Origin of the sequence: Sphingopyxis sp. YR583 (assembly GCF_900108295.1) — a bacterium.
Taxonomy (GTDB): Bacteria; Pseudomonadota; Alphaproteobacteria; order Sphingomonadales; family Sphingomonadaceae; genus Sphingopyxis.
In genome coordinates this window covers 2,279,179-2,296,332 of record NZ_FNWK01000001.1, presented here as the reverse complement: position 1 = coordinate 2,296,332, position 17,154 = coordinate 2,279,179, and the positions used below count along the sequence as shown (strand labels likewise).

At 65.5% G+C, this 17,154-nt stretch carries 15 protein-coding genes; 5 read left to right on the top strand and 10 right to left on the bottom strand.

Translation table 11 applies throughout. The annotated features are described in order from the left end of the window. The first annotated feature begins 104 nt into the window (after positions 1 to 104). Positions 105 to 371 (top strand): hypothetical protein, encoded by a 267-nt coding sequence (locus BLW56_RS10525; RefSeq protein WP_093510444.1) that lies wholly within the window; start codon positions 105 to 107, stop codon positions 369 to 371. Then, positions 368 to 1,546, top strand: coding sequence for a low temperature requirement protein A (locus tag BLW56_RS10520; RefSeq protein WP_093510443.1), 1,179 nt, complete (start codon positions 368 to 370; stop codon positions 1,544 to 1,546). Before BLW56_RS10525 ends, BLW56_RS10520 begins: the two co-directional genes overlap by 4 nt. A 28-nt stretch (positions 1,547 to 1,574) precedes the next feature. Here the strand turns inward: BLW56_RS10520 and BLW56_RS10515 are convergent, their stop codons facing one another. Next, entirely contained in the window at positions 1,575 to 3,923 is a 2,349-nt protein-coding gene (locus tag BLW56_RS10515) for a TonB-dependent receptor (protein ID WP_093510442.1), read from the bottom strand. A gap of 91 nt (positions 3,924 to 4,014) precedes the next feature. On the opposite strand from BLW56_RS10515, the gene BLW56_RS10510 reads away from it, so the two are divergent. Together BLW56_RS10510 and BLW56_RS10505 are read left to right on the top strand one after the other, a co-directional pair. After that, positions 4,015 to 4,590, top strand: coding sequence for a hypothetical protein (locus BLW56_RS10510; RefSeq protein WP_093510441.1), 576 nt, complete (start codon positions 4,015 to 4,017; stop codon positions 4,588 to 4,590). After that, positions 4,587 to 6,110 carry a PepSY-associated TM helix domain-containing protein gene (locus BLW56_RS10505; RefSeq protein ID WP_256203381.1) on the top strand — a complete coding sequence of 508 codons (1,524 nt, stop codon included), beginning with the start codon at positions 4,587 to 4,589 and terminating at the stop codon, positions 6,108 to 6,110. The genes BLW56_RS10510 and BLW56_RS10505 overlap by 4 nt, the downstream gene beginning before the upstream one ends. 24 nt (positions 6,111 to 6,134) lie before the next feature. Here the strand turns inward: BLW56_RS10505 and BLW56_RS10500 are convergent, their stop codons facing one another. Together BLW56_RS10500 and BLW56_RS10495 are read right to left on the bottom strand one after the other, a co-directional pair. Then, positions 6,135 to 6,656 carry a hypothetical protein gene (locus BLW56_RS10500; protein ID WP_177175907.1) on the bottom strand — a complete coding sequence of 174 codons (522 nt, stop codon included), beginning with the start codon at positions 6,654 to 6,656 and terminating at the stop codon, positions 6,135 to 6,137. A 192-nt stretch (positions 6,657 to 6,848) separates the two neighbouring features. Then, the gene (locus tag BLW56_RS10495) at positions 6,849 to 7,937 is read right to left on the bottom strand and encodes a hypothetical protein (RefSeq protein WP_177175906.1); all 1,089 of its coding nucleotides are present in this window, start codon (positions 7,935 to 7,937) and stop codon (positions 6,849 to 6,851) included. A gap of 272 nt (positions 7,938 to 8,209) precedes the next feature. On the opposite strand from BLW56_RS10495, the gene BLW56_RS10490 reads away from it, so the two are divergent. Beyond that, positions 8,210 to 9,679, top strand: a complete 1,470-nt coding sequence (locus BLW56_RS10490; RefSeq protein WP_093510439.1) for a DNA sulfur modification protein DndB — start codon at positions 8,210 to 8,212, stop codon at positions 9,677 to 9,679. A gap of 91 nt (positions 9,680 to 9,770) precedes the next feature. On the opposite strand, the gene BLW56_RS10485 is transcribed toward BLW56_RS10490, so the two are convergent. From BLW56_RS10485 to BLW56_RS10455, 7 genes are all read right to left on the bottom strand, one after another. Then, positions 9,771 to 10,325: a pseudouridine synthase gene (locus BLW56_RS10485; protein WP_093510438.1), complete on the bottom strand. Its 555-nt coding sequence runs from the start codon at positions 10,323 to 10,325 to the stop codon at positions 9,771 to 9,773. Positions 10,326 to 10,329: 4 nt separating this feature from the next. Continuing rightward, positions 10,330 to 11,946, bottom strand: coding sequence for an NAD(P)/FAD-dependent oxidoreductase (locus tag BLW56_RS10480; protein ID WP_093510437.1), 1,617 nt, complete (start codon positions 11,944 to 11,946; stop codon positions 10,330 to 10,332). Between the two features lie 86 nt (positions 11,947 to 12,032). Next, a complete protein-coding gene (typA, locus tag BLW56_RS10475) occupies positions 12,033 to 13,865 on the bottom strand; it encodes a translational GTPase TypA (protein ID WP_093510436.1) in 1,833 nt (610 codons plus the stop codon). Between the two features lie 108 nt (positions 13,866 to 13,973). Beyond that, complete coding sequence (locus tag BLW56_RS10470) at positions 13,974 to 14,585, bottom strand: D-Ala-D-Ala carboxypeptidase family metallohydrolase (RefSeq protein WP_093510435.1); 612 nt, start codon at positions 14,583 to 14,585, stop codon at positions 13,974 to 13,976. Then, the gene (locus BLW56_RS10465) at positions 14,582 to 15,388 is read right to left on the bottom strand and encodes a hypothetical protein (RefSeq protein ID WP_093510434.1); all 807 of its coding nucleotides are present in this window, start codon (positions 15,386 to 15,388) and stop codon (positions 14,582 to 14,584) included. The genes BLW56_RS10470 and BLW56_RS10465 overlap by 4 nt, the downstream gene beginning before the upstream one ends. Before the next feature lie 68 nt (positions 15,389 to 15,456). Next, positions 15,457 to 16,377 (bottom strand): tetratricopeptide repeat protein, encoded by a 921-nt coding sequence (locus BLW56_RS10460; RefSeq protein WP_093510433.1) that lies wholly within the window; start codon positions 16,375 to 16,377, stop codon positions 15,457 to 15,459. 64 nt (positions 16,378 to 16,441) lie between these two features. Beyond that, the gene (locus tag BLW56_RS10455; RefSeq protein ID WP_093510432.1) at positions 16,442 to 17,092 is read right to left on the bottom strand and encodes a 5'-methylthioadenosine/S-adenosylhomocysteine nucleosidase family protein; all 651 of its coding nucleotides are present in this window, start codon (positions 17,090 to 17,092) and stop codon (positions 16,442 to 16,444) included. Between the last annotated feature and the right edge of the window lie 62 nt (positions 17,093 to 17,154).

Sequence of the window (17,154 nt, the reverse complement as noted above, 5' to 3'; positions counted from 1 at the left end):
CGCCGGGACAGCCGGGCGGACGGCGCACCGCCGCGCCGTCCGCTCCTCTTTTCGGGCATCACGGCCGCGGCTAGACTGGCGGCCATTTCACAGGGGATTCGATCATGCACATGCTGTTGGTCATCACAGGCGGCGCGGTGCTGCTCGGCCTATTCCTGCTCTTTGGCCATCTGTGGGGCGGGACCCGCCCCGATCTCGCGCTGGCGGCCAAATATTTCATACCCGTCTGGTTGGCGGTCGCCGCGCTCAACATGTGGGTGGGCGTCACCAAGGCGGGCTATTCGGTGCGCGAGGAGACGCCGATCCTGTTCATCGTCTTCCTGATCCCTGCCGCGCTGGCCGCCATCGCGATCTGGCGTTTTTCGCGATGACGGCGACCCGCCGGTCCATTTTGCGCAACCGCGACGGGCATCATGCCCGCGTCACCTATGAAGAATTATTCTTCGATCTGGTCTATGTCTTCGCGGTCACCCAGCTCAGCCACCTGCTCCTCCATCATCTGAGCCCCGTCGGCGCGCTCGAAACGCTGATCCTGTGGTTCGCGGTGTGGCTCGGCTGGCAATATACCTGCTGGGTCACCAACTGGTTCGATCCCGAAAATCCCCGACTGCGCGGCGTCCTCTTCGTCCTGATGCTGCTCGCGCTGATGATGGCCGCCGCGATTCCCGAAGCGTTCGGCGACCGGGGACTGGTGTTCGCGGCCTGTTATGTCACGCTCCAACTCGGCCGAACGCTGTTTGTCATCTTCCACCTCGACCGCGGCACGCCGCTCGCCGCCAACTATCGCCGGATGGCGGCGTGGTTCACGCTCTCGGGCTGTTTCTGGATCGCGGGCGCATTCGCCGGCCACGAGGGGCGGCTCGCGCTCTGGGGGATCGCGGTCCTGCTCGAATATGTCGCGCCGATGACCGGCTTCGCCTTTCCCGGCCTCGGGCGATCGCAAACGAGCGAATGGACGATCGAGGGCGGCCACCTTGCCGAACGTTGCCAGCTGTTCGTCATCGTCGCGCTTGGCGAGACGCTGCTCGCGACCGGCGCAACGCTTGGGCGCGACCAGAGTTGGAGCACGCCGATCCTCTCGGCCCTCGGCGCGACCTTCCTCGGCACGCTCGCGCTCTGGTGGCTCTATTTCGGTACCTCGAGCAAGGACGCGACGGCGAAGATCACGACGTCGGACGATCCCGGCCGCATCGGCGCCTGGTTCAACTATGTCCACGCGATCCTCGTCGGGGGCATCATCGTCTGCGCGGTCGGCAACGACCTTGCGATGGAACATCCGGGCGGCCACGCCAGCCTGCCGCAGGTGCTGGTGATCGCGGCCGGCCCCATCCTCTATCTGGCGGGCAGCGCAATCTATCGCCGTGTCGTCTATGGCCGCGTCCCGGCGTCCCACCTCGCGGGAATCCTGGCAGCCTTGGCGCTCGCCCCGATCGGACTCAACGCCAATCTGCTCACCATGGGGTGGTGTACGACCCTGCTTCTCGCCGCGGTCGCGATCTGGGAAAGCCAAACACGGCGCACCGCGCCAGCGATCGCGGGGCGCTGACCGCTCGCCGCGGCAGCGCCCTCCCCGATCAGAAGCGGCCTTCGAAGGTCAGGCCGATCATCCGCGGCTCGCCGAGCAGCGCCTGCAGGCGCCCGGCATTTTCATATTCATAGTCGAAATATTTGTCGTTGAAGAGGTTCGTCGCGACCAGATAGGCGCCGAAATTGTCGTTGCTATATCCGATCTTGGCGTTGACCAGCGTGCGCGCCGGCACGTCGCGCCCCTGATCCTGTTCGATCACGCCCTGATATTGGGCGCCGCGATAATTGGCGTTGACGTTGACCGACACGCCGCTCGCGTGGCGCCAGTCGAACCCGATCGCGGCGGTCCATTTCGGCGCGCCAGAAAAGGCGTTGCCCGACAGATCCTGCGCCTGACCATTTTGCACGGTGAAGTCGAGGAACTTGCTGTTCGCATAACCGACCGAGCCATAGATGTTCAGCGCATCGGTGACGTCGAAATCGCTCTCGACCTCGAAACCCCAGACGCGCGACTTGCCCGCATTCTGCGTTTCATAATCATATTGGTTTTCGGACAATTGCACCGTCACCTGCTGGTCCGACCAGTCGATGTAGAACGCGTTGGCGTTCAGCGTCAGCCGCCGGTCGAGCCACTGGGTGCGCAGCGACATTTCGTAATTCCACGTATATTCGGGATCATAGGTAAAGGCATAGGCCTGCCCGGGATTGATGCCCGCGCCGCCCGAACGATAGCCGCGCTGCGCGATCACGCTCAGCGTCTTGTTGGGCGCGACCTCCCACGACACGCCGCCCTTCGGCAGGAATGCCTTATAGATCGTCGTCTGCTGCGGGCCCGAGCTGTTGGCGTTCTGAACGTCCGAAAGCAGCAGCCCGTTCACCGTCTGCACGACCAGGCCGAACAGCGGATTAACCTGACCGTAAAAGGCGGGGTCGGGCAGCACCGTGTTCAGTGTCACCGCATTCTCGTTGCGCACCGTCTGCTTTTCGCGGTCATAGCGGAAGCCCGCGAGCAGTTTGAGCCCCGGGGTGATTTCCCAGCTCGCATCGCCGAACAAGGCCTGCGTCTCGATGTTGAACGGATAGAGCTGCTCGGACGAGATGAAGACACGCTGGGGATAGAGCGCGCGCACGGCCTGCGCGGTCGCGAGCGCGGTGGCAGGATCCATCCCGGCGCCCCCCTGCGCGGGCGGCAGAGCGAGGAATTGCGCGACGCGGCTCGTCAGCCCCAGATTGACGTCGAGATCGAGGCTGAAGGTGCTGTTCGCCAGATAGTCGGGATTCTTGTGCTTAGAATAATAGGCGCCGATCAGCCCCTGAAGATTGCCGGTGTCGAAAGTCAGCCGGACCTCCTGGCTGAAAATCTTCTGGTTCGTCGAATAGTCGCCATAGGCCTCGTCCTCGCGGCGCAGGTCGCCGTCATAGGTCGAAAAGGTCTTGAGGTGATTGTAGCTGCTGATCGACGACAGCGTGAAGACGTCGCCGAGCGGCAACGACACGTCGAGCGTGAACAGGTCGGTGCTCGTCTTCGAATAGGTCGGCCGGTTCGCTTCGACCGTGCGGCGCTTCCAACTGTTCGGCAGGTCGGTGAACGTATAACCGCGCCCGTCGTTGCCGTAATGCCGGTCATAGAGATACGACCCGACGATCCGCAGCCCGTCCGCGCCAAATGGGGTAAACAGCAATTTGGTGCGCACCACTTCGCTGTTCGACTTCGCATAATCGCCGCCGGTGACGCTGTTCTTGATCAACCCGTCGCCGCGCGCGAGTTCGCCCGCCACACGAAACGCCAGCACGTCGGGGACGATCGGCCCGCCCACCGCGGCGGCGAGGCGATATTCGCCGTCGGCGTCGGTGATCATCGCGCGCGCCTTGCCCTTCCACTCGAAGCTCGGGTCGGTGGTCTTGAGGATGATCGCGCCCGCCAGCGCGTTGCGCCCCTGCAGCGTCGACTGCGGCCCGCGCAGGATTTCCACCTGATCGAGATCCCAGAGGTCGAGCGGCCCGCCGCCGCTCGCTTCGCGCGGCAACGGCGATCCGTCGAGATAGACGGTGGCGAGGTCGCCGAAACCGGTGCCCGACACATTGGTGCTCGAAATGCCGCGAATGTTGAACCCGGACTCGGCAAAGGTCGACGCGACGTTCGCGGTGCGATCGATCAGGTCATAGACCGAAATCAGATTCTGCCGGTCGATCTCTTCCGCGGTGAACACCTTGACGCTCGTCGGCGTATCCTGAAGCGAGCGATCGAATTTCAGGCCCGTCACAACGATCTCGTTGCTTTCGCCCGCAACGCCCGCGTCCGCGGCGGCCGACTCCATCGCCGCTTCGTCAGCATAGGCCGGCATCGCCGCGCTCGCCAGCATCAGGGCCAGAACCGGCCGGAAAGAGTTGGTCATTGTCTTTAGCTCCCCGCTTGGCTATCGCAGGGCCGCTATTGCTATTGCGAATGAGAGTCAATAGTTAGGCCGGAACGATACAGGGGGACATATGGACGACAGTTCGGCGCTTTTGCCGGCGCTGCTGATTGCCGTGGCGGCGGGTGCGGGCACCTGGCTGTTGCGCCGCTCGTGGCGCGGCAAGGATCAACAGACCGGGCTTGTCGTCGCCGGCTGGCTGCTGATCGCTGCCGCGACGATCCTTCCGGCCTGGGCGCTCGGCCCCGCGCGCGGGCCTTTTGTGGCGCTCGCGATCGTCTCGACCGCCGCGCTCGGCATGGTCGCCGCAAATTACACCGTCCGTCAGGCCAAGGCGCGCACCGCACGCGAAAGCCTCGCCCCCGAACCCTCCGACCGCGCAACGACCAAGGGACGCGAGACGCTTCGCTGGTTGCTGGCCGGGCCGATCGGCATGGTCGCCGCGATGGGCGTCGGCATCGCCTGGGCCGCGCTCGTCCCCGGCGAACAGCAGACGCGCCTCGTCGTCGGCGGGCTCATCGTCCCCGTCGCGTGGGGCGCCTGCATGGCATGGACGCTCGCCGACAACCGCATCCTCCGCGCGACCGCCGTGCTCACCGGCGTCGCGCTCGTCAGCTTCACCGCCGCCATCGTGAAGGGCTTCGCATGACCGCCGCTCCCAAGCCCGCAAGGCCCGCCAAGAAAAAGGATCTGATGTCGCGCATCCCGGCGGGCTTCGTCCGCGCGGTGCTCCGCGGGCACAGCAGCCTCGGCCTCGCCTTCGCCGCGCTCATCTATCTCATCTGCCTGTCGGGCAGCATCGCGGTCTTCGCGCACGAGTTCCAGCGTTGGGAGAGCGCGACCGCGCCGCAGCTCACCGAGGCCTCACCCGAAGCCGTGCAGACCGCGTTCGAAGGCGCCATCGCCGCGGGCGGCCCGGGGGTCGAGCATGTTTATATCACGCTCCCCACCGCCGACTTCCCGCGCCTCCTCCTCCATGTCGATGCCGACGCGGACCGCGAGTTCGTCGCCGACGCCGCGGGCAAGCTCGCCCCGTCGACCGAGTTCGCGTGGACCGAGTTCATCACGCGCCTCCACATCAACCTCCACCTGCCGCGCACGTGGGGCGGCTTCCTCGTCGGGTTGATCGGCGTCGCTTTGCTCTCCTCGCTCATCTCGGGCATCCTCGCGCACCCGCGCATCTTCCGCGACGCCTTCCACCTCCGGCTCGGCGGATCGAAGCGGTTGCAGGAGGCCGACCTTCACAACCGGCTCGGCGTCTGGGCGCTGCCCTTTCACATCATCATCTCGCTGACCGGCGCCTTCCTCGGCCTCACGACGATCATCGTCGGGGTGCTCGGCATGGCGATGTTCAACGGCGATGTGGGCAAGGTCTATGCGCTCTTCATCCCTGCACCGCCGGTCGACGATCCGCGCCCCGCGCCGGTGCTCGACCTTCGCCCCATGTATGCCAAGCTGCCGCAGGACGGCGGCCGCCTCACCTATATCTTCACCGAACATCCGACCGAGCAGGGCGGCGCGGCGCTGTTCAACGTCAAGCAGCCGAACCGCATGGCGGGCACCGACAGCTATGCCTTCCGCCGCGACGCGACGATCTACAATCAGCAAAAGGCGACCGACAACAACCTCGGCGAGGATCTGCTCGGCGGCATGGGACAGGTTCATTTCGGCTGGTTCGGCGGCGGGATCGTCAAGATCGTCTATTCCGCGCTCGGGCTCGGCCTCACTTATCTGGCCGCGAGCGGGGTCCACATCTGGCTCGCGCGCCGCCGCGACAAGGGCCGCCCCGCGCCCGCGTGGGAACGCGCATGGGCCGCGACCGTCTGGGGCCAGCCCGCGGGCATCGCCGCCGCCGCGGTCGCGGGCCTCGCCATCGCGAGCGCGCCCGCCGCGATTGCCGCATGGCTCGCCGTCAGCCTGATCTTCCTGATCGCCGCGATCCGCCTTCCCGCGACAAGCCTCTCGACGCTCGGCCGCCTCGCGACCGGCGCGCTCACTCTCGCTGCCGCCGCGACCCATTTGGCGCTGCGCGGCGGCATCGGCGCGGCCGACGGCATGGCGTGGATCGTCAACGCGTCGCTGATCGCGGGCGGGCTGTTCCTGCTCCTGTGGAAGCGGCGCGGCGCCGCCACCGCGACAAAGCCCGAACCCGCGACCGCGCCGGCCTGACCGGAGCGGCTCCGGCTCGGCCCCCTATTCGCAGCAGCGGTCGGGGTCGTCCGACGCGTCGAGCGCGACGAGCAGGCCGATGCCCGCCAGCAGCGCGAGCCCGCCGACGACCGCCGCCACGGTCCCCGCGTCCGACATGTTGCTGCGCCCCTTCGCCGGGGTCGCGCCGCCGGGGGCATAGCGCAGCCCTGCCGCGCCCGGCCCCGTCAGCCGCTGCCCGCCGATCGAGAGTTGCGGGGTCGCGCCACCCTCGGCAAAGCCGAACTCCAGCCCCTCGCCGATCCGCCAGGCGGGCCCGCGCAGCCCCGTCCCGTCGCTCCGCTGCATCGGCGCGACGGTCAGCCCGACGCGCATTTTCCGGCGCTCGTCACTGCGCGTTTCGCCGAGCGGGATGCGCAGCCGCGCGCCGACGAAGCCGCCCGTCGCGACCGGCCCTGCGCCGCCGCGATAGCCGCCGTCCTGATAGGGATTCACCGTCTGCGCCTGAAGCGGCGCGGCGCAGCACGCCAGCAGCGCGAGCGATACAGTCATTGGTCTGTTCGTCATCGATAACCCCTCCCGTCCGGCCCATGCATCGCGCCAAATCTTGGCCGAAAAATGGCTTCGGGCACGCGCATATTCGCACGATGCCGCACCGGTCATGCAGGGGACGGCGCGGGCGGCCCGCATGGATGCATGGACCGCCGGTTTTTGTTCGGGTCCGATGTCGCAGGCGCGATCGACCGCCCGCACCAATGCCTATCGCCCCGCCCCGTCGCGCTTCGCACGGCGATGGCGCGAGGGACGTTTGCGGACCTCGGCAATCCCGTCGCCCTCGGGTGGACGGGCGGGCAGCGGCACCGCCGGCGTCCGTTCGCCGCGCGCCTCGGCCCCCTCGATCCATTCGCGATAGCCCTCGGGAATATCGCCGCCCGCCTCGACCCAGTCGGCCTCGCCCGCAAAGCGCTGCACCGGATCGGCGTCGGCCAGCCCCTCATGCACCTGCAGCGGCCCGTAAAAGGGAATGCCCGTCTCGCCCAGCCGCACCAGCCCGACCCCGGGATCGTCGATCTGCGCCGCAATCGCCTCGACCCCGCCCTCGTCGGCCGCAGCGATCAGCGCGCGTTGCCGCTCGGCGAGCGCGAGCAGCGCCGCGCCGATCTCGGCCTCGGCTTGCCGGTCGAGCGCCACCCCCTCGAACCCCTCGATCAGCCCCGCCGCCGCATCCTGCGCGGCCGCTGGCTCGCCCGTCCCCGCGCCGCCGTGGATCACCGTCCGCACCGTCGTCGTCGAAGCCTCCGCCATTGCGCCCGCCGCCGCTCCATTCCCGTTCGTGTCGAGCGCAGTCGAGACGCCCATCGCACCAGCGCCGCCACCCGAAGCCCCGGCCACTGCAACAGCCCCGGCGCGCGTCGAGAAATAGTTGATCGTCGTCCGCTTGCCGCCCGCATCCTGCCCGTAATGGCGAAGGCAGAACATCAGCAGCGCGTCATTATGCTTGCGGCGAAACCCCATCAGCTTGCCCGCGACAAAGACGGGCACTAGATAGCCGTCGATCGCGCGTTCGAACGCGATATCCTTCAGCCGCGCGACCCCGAAATCGAGCGCCGCCTCCCACGCCCGCCGAAAGCCCTCCGCCCCATCGGCGCGCCGCAGCGTATAGCAGTTCGTCTGCGCCATATTGACCATCGCCGCCGCGCGGCTGACCGACCCCGTATCGGCGAGCGCCGCGATAAACGCCCGTTGCCGCTCGGGCGTCCACCCGTCGTGCCGGTATTTGCGCGGCACCGGCGTAAAGTCGGGAAGCGGCGGCCGAGCCTCCGCCGCGATCGGTGTCCGGTTCTGCATGATATGCCCTCCTGTCTGCCAAACCGGACAGGATATGACCGGGCGGAGGAATGTAGGAAAGGGTTTTGTTTATGGTTTGTTCTTGTTGGTCATCAGCCCAGCACGCCACAAAACGCAGAAATTCAGACAATTTTCCCGAATCTTTACCCCAGGGATGATATTTGGCAAATGTTTCGTTGACAAATAATGTCCCTGGGGTATTTATCCCTCACACCTGGGGCGACCACCGCAAAATGATCCGCCCGACAGGTGAGCTATGAAGGAGAATTATTGTGTACCCCAAAGTTGACGATCTTCCTACCCCCATTCGTGGCCTCCAAAGCCTAGACACCCTTGATGCCCTGTCGGATTCCGGCGACATCAACGAGACGCCGTTCAATGTTTTCATTGGACATAATCTTGGCCATCGCGTTTTCACCATGTCGGTTCCGTTCCGCAAATTTGCAGACATTTCGGACGTCGCGAACAACCGCGAAGCCGGACCCGTTGCGCAGCGTCAGCTTGACGAGAACCATGCCAAAAAGCTCGCGATCTACATGACGAAGGGCCTGGTTTCAGCCGCAAGACTGCGTCGCGAAGCAGCAGGAAAGCCGGTTCCGGAAGCCTTTAATACGGTGCTGCGCCAACTTGGCGAACAGCCCTATTTTTCGCTCCAGCCGCTCGTCTGCAATATCCGGGACATTCCCCCCGGCGGCAATGGAACCGGCGGAATCCGGGGCTTCCGGCTGGAAACCACAAGTGGAGAGACGGCAGCGTTTCGAGTATTTATTTCCGAGCGTCACATCCTCTGGGTTGTTGATGGCCAGCATCGCCGCCACGCCGCTGACATGACCATGACGTTTCTCGACCAGGTTCGTCAGATCGGAAAGTACCCTGGCAAGGGCGCCGTTCTTTTTGCCGAGAAGGGCCGCGTGGTCACGGAAGAGGAGATGCTCGTCTGGAATGAGGCCTACGAGGCAGCACGTGCGTACGCCACGCTTACCGTGGAAGTTCACCTTGGCCTGAACATCGAGCAGGAAAGGCAGCTTTTCCACGATCTCAATCGGCTGGGAAAGAAGGTCGATGCATCGTTGGCATTCCAGTTTGACGGATCGAATCCGATTACGCACTTCATCAAACGCAATCTAGCTGCTGATCTTGGTATTGCTGTCACCGAAGCTGAGGCAAAAGATTGGGCGGACGACACGGGCGCGCTGGTGCTGAAAGACCTCGTCGGCGTGAACGCGATCGCCTTTTTGAATAAGGGCAACATCGCAGGTGCGACGCCAGCTGTTGTTGAACCGCGCGAAGCTCCGATCATGGAATTGTGGAGCCGGATCGTCGAAATTCCTAACTTCGCGTCTAATCGCGCGAAGGAAAAAACCGTCGCTGCTCAACCGGTTGTTTTGAAGGCGCTGGCGAAGCTCGCCTACGATTTGAACTTCAGCAATCGCAAACCCGACAATGCAGATGAACTCTATCAGAAATTGCTGGCCGGGATTCCTGAAATCGACTTTTCACATAGCAATCCGATGTGGAATTATTACGGCCTTACGGATGGCGAACGCCTCGATGCCGATTTGACCGGCCTTGCGGCTTATCTGCCAGAAGAAACCGGAGGCAATCGCGATATTGGGTCGATGCAGGGCGAATACATGCGCTTCGGCGCAAAGCACAACGACATCTTCCCGATTCTGGCCGATATGATCCGTTGGTCGCTCAAACTGCCGAGCCGCCGAGAGGTAATCGCAGCGGCGGAATAATAAAGCTCCGGGCCCCGTCAATTTACGCATTGGCGGGGCCGTTGCCTGGCTACTCTGTAACTAGGTTGGCCGGTATATAGGTTCGCAGCCCTCACCCAACCTCTCGCCATTCCCCCAACCCCAGTTCCCCAATCTCCCACCCCCCGATCCGCCAGCGGACCAGCCGCAGCGTCGGATAGCCGACCGCGGCGGTCATGCGGCGGACCTGGCGGTTGCGGCCTTCGGTGATCGTCAGTTCGATCCATCTATCGGGCACGCTCTTGCGGTATCGCACCGGCGGCTCGCGGTCCCACAGCGTCGGGGGGTCGATTAGGCACACGGTCGCGGGGCGCGTCGGGCCGTCGTTCAGCGTGACGCCGCGGCGCAGCGCCTCCAGCGCGGCTTCGTCGGGCTCGCCCTCGACCTGCGCCAGATAGGTTTTGGGGGTCTTGTGCTTCGGCGACGAAATCCGCGCCTGCAGCGCGCCGTCGTCGGTCAGGATCAGCAGGCCCTCGCTATCCCGATCGAGCCGCCCCGCCGGATAGACGCCGGGGACGTCGATATAGTCGGACAGCGTCGCGCGCGGGCCATCCGCGCTTGCGGTCATGCTCTTGTCGGTGAATTGCGACAGCACGCCCCACGGCTTGTTGAACAGGATCGTCGTCATGGCATCAGGCTCGCATCAGACTTCGGGCGACCGCCTCGGCGACCTTGATGCCGTCGACCGCCGCCGACAAGATGCCGCCAGCATAGCCCGCACCCTCGCCCGCGGGGAACAGCCCGGCGGTGTTCAGGCTCTGAAAATCCTCGCCGCGGGTAAAGCGCACCGGCGACGAGGTGCGCGTCTCGACCCCCGTCATCACGACGTCGGGATGGTCGTACCCCGCGATCTGGCGCCCGAACACCGGGATCGCCTCGCGCATCGCCTCGACCGCGAAATCGGGCAGGCACCCTGCAAGGTCGGTCGGCGTGACTCCGGGGCGATAGGAGGGGACGACGCTGCCGAGCGCGGTCGACGGACGCCCCTTCAGGAAGTCGCCGACGCGCTGCGCGGGCGCCTTATAGTTCGATCCGCCCGCGACGAAGGCGAGCGATTCCCAGTGCCGCTGGAACGCGATGCCGGCGAGCGGGTCGCCGGGATAGTCGCGCGCGGGGTCGATCGCGACGACGAAGCCCGAATTGGCGTTGCGTTCGTTGCGCGAATATTGGCTCATGCCGTTGGTCGCGACGCGCCCCTCCTCGGACGTCGCGGCGACGACGGTGCCGCCGGGGCACATGCAGAAGCTGTAGACGGTGCGGCCATTCTTGCAGTGGTGCGAGATATGATATTCGGCGGCGCCGAGGATCGGGTTGCCCGCATCGGCGCCAAAGCGCGAGGTATCGATCCACGATTGCGGATGCTCGATGCGGACGCCGATCGAAAAGGGCTTCGCCTCGACATGGACTCCGGCCGCGTGGAGCATCGCGAAAGTGTCGCGCGCGCTATGCCCGACCGCGAGCACGACGCGGTCGGCCTCCAGATACTCGCCATTGCTCAGGTGCAGCCCCTGGACGCGGCGCGCACCGGCGCCGTCACCGGCGATATCGAGCCCGTCGACCTTGTGCTGCCAGCGATATTCGCCGCCCAGCCCCTCGATCGTCTCGCGCAGGCTTTCGACCATCGTCACCAGCCGGAAGGTGCCGATATGCGGGTGCGCCTCGGTCAATATTTCGGGCGGCGCGCCCGCCTTGACGAACTCGGTCAGCACCTTGCGGTCGAGGTGCCGCGGGTCCTTGATCCGGCTGTAGAGTTTGCCGTCGGAGAAGGTGCCCGCGCCGCCCTCGCCGAACTGGACGTTCGATTCGGGGTGGAGCACGCTGCGCCGCCACAAATCCCATGTGTCCTTGGTGCGTTCGCGCACGACCTTGCCGCGGTCGAGGATGATCGGGCGGAACCCCATCTGGGCGAGGATCAGCCCGACGAACAGCCCGCACGGCCCCGCGCCGACGACGACCGGCCGCTTGATCCCCTTCGGCGCCTGCGTGATGAATTTATACGCGGTGTTCGGCGTCTGCTGGACGTTGCGGTCCTTGCGGAAGCGCGCGAGCACCGCGCCCTCGTCCTTCAAATTGACGTCGACCGAATAGATCAGCTTGATGTTCGTCTTGTCGCGCGCATCTTTCGCGCGGCGCGCGACGACGTAGCGGATCAGCTCGCGCGGGCTGATCCGCAGCCGCTTGCAGATCGCGGCGGGCAATTCCTCGTCCGCATGGTGCAGCGACAATGTGAGTTCGGTCAGGCGAAGCATCGGACGCCTGTAATGCGCAAGCCCGCCGGGGGGAACGCTGTTCGAAAAGAAAAGGGGACGGTCATCGCAGACCGTCCCCCTGATCTTTAGGCCGCTTCCTTCTTGCGCGACGCTTTCTTGCGCTCGTGCGGATCGAGCAGCGCCTTGCGGATGCGGATATTCTTCGGGGTCACTTCGACCATCTCGTCGTCGTCGATATAGGCGATCGCCTGCTCCAGCGTCATGCGCTTCGGCGGGGTCAGACGGATCGCGTCGTCCTTGCCCGTCGAACGGAAGTTCGTGAGCTGCTTCGACTTCATCGGGTTGACCTCGAGGTCGTCGGGCTTCGCATTCTCGCCGATGATCATGCCCTCATAGAGCGCTTCGCCGGGCGAGACGAACAGGATGCCGCGCTCTTCGAGCGGGCCAAGGGCGTAGGCAACCGCTTCGCCATTGCCGTTCGAGATGAGGACGCCATTCTTGCGGCCTTCGATCGGGCCCTTGTGCGGGCCGTACTTTTCGAACAGGCGGTTCATGATCCCGGTGCCGCGCGTGTCGGACAGGAATTCGCCATGATAGCCGATCAGGCCGCGCGACGGGCCCGAGAAGGTGATGCGCGTCTTGCCACCGCCCGACGGACGCATGTCGGTGAGGTCGGCCTTGCGGATCTGCATCTTCTCGACGACCGTGCCGCTATGTTCGTCGTCGACGTCGATGACGACGGTTTCATAAGGCTCGGTGCGCTTGCCGGCTTCGTCTTCGCCGAACAGCACTTTCGGGCGGCTGATGCCGAGCTCGAAGCCTTCGCGGCGCATCGTTTCGATGAGCACGCCGAGCTGAAGCTCGCCGCGGCCCGCGACGTCGAAGCTGTCCTTGTCGGCGCTTTCGGTGATGCGGATAGCAACGTTGGTTTCGGCTTCGCGGAGCAGGCGGTCGCGGATCATGCGGCTCGTGACCTTGCTGCCTTCGCGGCCCGCCATCGGGCTGTCGTTCACGGCAAAGCGCATCGACAGCGTCGGCGGGTCGATCGGCTGCGCGGCGATCGGTTCGCTCACGCCGGTGTCGGCGATCGTGTTCGCGACGGTCGCCTGGGTCAGGCCCGCGATCGCGACGATGTCGCCCGCTTTCGCTTCCTCGACGGGAACGCGGTCGAGCCCGCGGAACGCCAGCAGCTTCGACGCGCGGCCGACTTCGATCACCTTGCCGTCCATGTCGAGCGCGTGGATCGGCTGGTTGACCTTGACCGTGCCCGACTGGACGCGGCCGGTCAGGATGCGGCCAATGAAGTTATCGCGGTCGAGCAGCGTCGCGAGGAAGGTGAAGGGCGCGTCAACGGGCAGGCCCGGCTCGGGCACATGGCTGACGATCGTCTTGAACAGCGGCTCGAGTGTGCCTTCGCGCGCTTCGGGGCTTTCCGAGGCATAGCCGCCGCGGCCCGAGGCGTAGAGGATCGGGAAGTCGAGCTGTTCGTCATTGGCTTCGAGCGCGAGGAAGAGTTCGAACACTTCGTCGAGCACTTCGGCGGCGCGCGCGTCGCTGCGGTCGATCTTGTTGACGACGACGATCGGCTTCAGGCCGAGCGCCAGCGCCTTGCCGGTGACGAACTTGGTCTGCGGCATCGGGCCTTCGGCCGCGTCGACGAGCAGGATGACGCCGTCGACCATGCTGAGGATGCGCTCGACCTCGCCGCCGAAATCGGCGTGGCCGGGGGTGTCGACGATGTTGATGCGCGTCTGGTCGGCGCCTTCGCCCCATTCGACCGAGGTGCACTTCGCAAGGATGGTGATCCCGCGTTCCTTTTCCAAGTCATTGGAATCCATGGCGCGCTCTTCAACGCGCTGGTTGTCGCGGAAGGTGCCCGACTGGCGGAACAGCTGGTCGACGAGGGTCGTCTTGCCATGGTCGACGTGTGCGATAATCGCAATATTGCGCAAAGACATGCGGAAAGAGCCTTGATGGAAGGGGGCAGCGCGCAGAGCGCCGCGAAACGCCGCGCCCCTAACAGAAGTGGTGCTGCGGCGCAACATGATTGCCGATAGCGCGAAGCGTCAGGCGCAGGGCGAGGTCGAACCCCGATAGTCGGCGCCCCAGCGGCGATATCCCGCCGTATCGATGTGGAAGCGCGTGATCTTATAGATACCGAGCCCGACGGCGAAACGCGCGCCGTTCCGTGCATGAAGCGGGCAAAGCGCCGAGATCAGATCCTCTCGCGTCAAAGGCCGCTGCGGCACCAGGTCGAGCGCGGCAAAATGCAGGTGACGGCTCGCCTTCGCACCCTTGAAACAGCGATTTGCAACCGGATCTCGATAGCCCGAGACCACGCGCACCGGACCGACCGCCGGAACCACTTCATCGCGGATATAACGCAGCGTCGGCACCATCGCGGGCCAGGTCGACCGCGGCGGAACCGCAAAAGGCTGCGCGTTCGGGCAACGGCGCCAGCGCGCATCGCTCCGCAATATATCGCCGAGCGGCAGCACCTCGCCAACGCCTTCGCGGGCAAGATAAGCCTCGATCGCGTTCACATCGTGCTTCGCCTTGCCTGCCCGCCAACCAGCGAACAGATCGCCGTCGGCCATACGGAAACTATGGCGGATCGGCGTCGCCAGCAGGAAGGTCAGCACGAGCGCTACCAAACCGACCACCAGCCAGTGTTTCATTCCCGCGCCAGCGCGTTGCGAAGTTGCGCTGCATCATACAGCGACCGGCCCTCGCCGCGGCGCAGCTTCTGCGCCAGTCCCCTGTCGAAGCCATGCTTCCAGCGCTGCAGCGCGGGCAAGCCTCGGTTGCCGTCGCCCAGCGCCTGCAACGCGCGTGAGGCCGACAGCAGTTCGCGACGGTTCCCCGGATATCGCTCGGCGATCAGGCCCAGCTGGTGCCGCATCGCAGCGATCGACAGGAGGACGCCCGCATGGTCGCCGCGTTCGAACATCAGGACCGCACTTGTCATTCCGTCGTCGATGGCGCGCAACTGGTCGCCCACGCCCCGCCCCATCAGCGTGTCGGGGCTACATTGTCCGATCGCACGAACATAGGCCGCTAGGGCGCCGAGCATGGCCGGGGTTGGCTCCTCACCGCCGAATTCCTCGACGATCAGATTGCGGATGAAGGGTTCGAGCGCGCCAGCCTTCGCATCGCGCGACACCTTGCCGGGCATCGCGAGATCGGGGATTGCGACCGGATCGAAGCGACCATTACCCCGCGCCGCGCTGAAGAAGCTGTTCGTGACGTCGGCGGTCCCGGGGGCGGCCGACACGCCGAAAAGCAGGAAGTGGGGATTGCCGCGGCCGTTGATGTGGCAGCTCGCACAGCTCAGCCCCGCCTTCGCGGCCTGCCCACCGAGCAGCGTCGGCGCGCCGAACAGCGCACGGCCGCTGCGAACGTGCGGCCCTTCGCCCGCAAGACAGGCCGATGGCTGTTTCGACAACAGCGCATATTCCGCGCCGGGTTCGGTCCAGCGCAATTGCTCGAACGCCGGCGGCGGATCGGCGCGCGTCGCACCGAGGCAAAGGACCAGCGCGGCGAGCGCGATCAGCTGACGGATGACCGCCCCTCCGCGATCCAGCGCTTGAGCTCGTCGACCTCGTGGCAGCCGAACCCGCAGATATCTTCAAGCTTGGCGAGATGCAGCTTCGCCCCCGCGACATCGCCCCGTTCGAGCTTCAACTCGCCATAATATTCGAGCGCGCCGCGATGCGACGGGGCGATGGCGAGCGCCTCGCGATAATAGGTCTCTGCCGCATCGTAACGCTTGAGCTTGCGGTTCGCGAAACCCAGATAGGTCAGCACATCGGGGTGCGGGCCCGCCGCCCACAGCGCCGCGTCGAGCTTGGCAATCGCCGCTTCATAACGATGCTCGTTGATCAGGCTCACCGCCGCAACATAAGTCGCATCGAGCGTTTCGGCCGATACCAGCCGCACCTCGGGCTCGACTGCACTTTGCGCCTGCGGCCCCGCGGCCACGGCGGCCTCCAGTTTCGCGATCGCGTCGGTGAGCTTCGCCGAATCGGCGCACGTCCCCGCGCAGCCTTCCTGCATTGCCTTCAGCGCGCCGAGCTGCTCGTCGGCCTTTTCGGCCTTGCCCAGCTTTGCCTGTGCGATGCCGAGGTCGCGCCGCGCATCAACCATCTTTTCGTCATAGCGCAGCGCGGTTTCGAGCGGCTTCACCGCGCGCGAAAAGTCGCCCTGTGCCATGTAGCTCGCGCCAAGCAGATAATTGGCCTGGGGATTCTTCGGCACCGCCGATACGACCTTTTTGAAAGCTTTTGCCGCTTCGTCATATTTGCCTGAAGCGTACGCGTCGGCGCCCTTCTGATAATCAATCGTCGGGTCATAGCTGCTCTGGCTTGGCGGCGCGCTGGTTCCGCCGCCGCCGCCACCCGCCGCGAGAGCAATCGGCGCAACAAAAGCCGCACAGGCGGCGAGCATGGCGAATGAAGACCGGTACCGCATCGCGAGTCTCTCCCTCGGTCGTTGCCGCGCCAGCCTATCACAAGCGCCGTGCGCACGGAACGGGTCAGATCATCTCGACCAGCCGTTCAACCTCACGCGCCGCGACGTTCGCCGCGCGGACGAGATTGGCGTGAAAGTCGCCGGCGCTGTCGTTGTTCGCCTCGTCGGTCACGGCCTTGATCGCGGCCCAAGGCTTGCCGAGCCGCGCTGCGACCTGCGCAACCGCACCGACCTCCATATCGACCAAAGTCGCGCCGAGACTGGCGAGATCGGCAGCTGCATCGGGACAGGCAACGAAGCTGTCACCGCTCGCGATCCGCGCGTGCGGTAGGCCAAGCCCGGGATCAGTCATCGCCGAAAAATGCGCCTCTCCTGCTGCCCCGATCGGCCATTCCCCCGCCCGGTAACGGTGAAAGAGGCCCGGCTGATTGGCGCCATAATCATGCTGCAACGCTTCGGCGAGCCAATAAGCGCCCGGCACCGCGCCCAGCGAGCCGCACGTTCCCGTCATCAGCACAATATCGGCGTCGCCTGCCAGCGTTCCTGCACACAACGCAGCGTTGACCTTGCCGAGCCCGCAGGTCGCGATAGCGAGACTGTGCCCGGCGACCGCCAACCGCCGTTCGGCGAACAGTCCGCCGACGCGCTCGCCGGTGCCTGGGAACAGCGCATCCGCCTCTTCGGGCAGCGCGGCGAGGATCATTATATGGGCCATGGCGCCTCTCTATCGTCTCGCGCGGCCTTGCCAAGCGCGCGCCGCGCCGTCATCGCTCGTAT

Bases quoted from the DNA above. Each gene is read 5' to 3' on its own strand.
- BLW56_RS10525 (WP_093510444.1), top strand. From the start codon at position 105: ATGCACATGCTGTTGGTCATCACAGGCGGCGCGGTGCTGCTCGGCCTA.
- BLW56_RS10520 (WP_093510443.1), top strand. From the start codon at position 368: ATGACGGCGACCCGCCGGTCCATTTTGCGCAACCGCGACGGGCATCAT.
- BLW56_RS10515 (WP_093510442.1), bottom strand. From the start codon at position 3,923: ATGACCAACTCTTTCCGGCCGGTTCTGGCCCTGATGCTGGCGAGCGCG.
- BLW56_RS10510 (WP_093510441.1), top strand. From the start codon at position 4,015: ATGGACGACAGTTCGGCGCTTTTGCCGGCGCTGCTGATTGCCGTGGCG.
- BLW56_RS10505 (WP_256203381.1), top strand. From the start codon at position 4,587: ATGACCGCCGCTCCCAAGCCCGCAAGGCCCGCCAAGAAAAAGGATCTG.
- BLW56_RS10500 (WP_177175907.1), bottom strand. From the start codon at position 6,656: ATGACGAACAGACCAATGACTGTATCGCTCGCGCTGCTGGCGTGCTGC.
- BLW56_RS10495 (WP_177175906.1), bottom strand. From the start codon at position 7,937: ATGCAGAACCGGACACCGATCGCGGCGGAGGCTCGGCCGCCGCTTCCC.
- BLW56_RS10485 (WP_093510438.1), bottom strand. From the start codon at position 10,325: ATGACGACGATCCTGTTCAACAAGCCGTGGGGCGTGCTGTCGCAATTC.
- BLW56_RS10480 (WP_093510437.1), bottom strand. From the start codon at position 11,946: ATGCTTCGCCTGACCGAACTCACATTGTCGCTGCACCATGCGGACGAG.
- typA (WP_093510436.1), bottom strand. From the start codon at position 13,865: ATGTCTTTGCGCAATATTGCGATTATCGCACACGTCGACCATGGCAAG.
- BLW56_RS10470 (WP_093510435.1), bottom strand. From the start codon at position 14,585: ATGAAACACTGGCTGGTGGTCGGTTTGGTAGCGCTCGTGCTGACCTTC.
- BLW56_RS10460 (WP_093510433.1), bottom strand. From the start codon at position 16,377: ATGCGGTACCGGTCTTCATTCGCCATGCTCGCCGCCTGTGCGGCTTTT.
- BLW56_RS10455 (WP_093510432.1), bottom strand. From the start codon at position 17,092: ATGGCCCATATAATGATCCTCGCCGCGCTGCCCGAAGAGGCGGATGCG.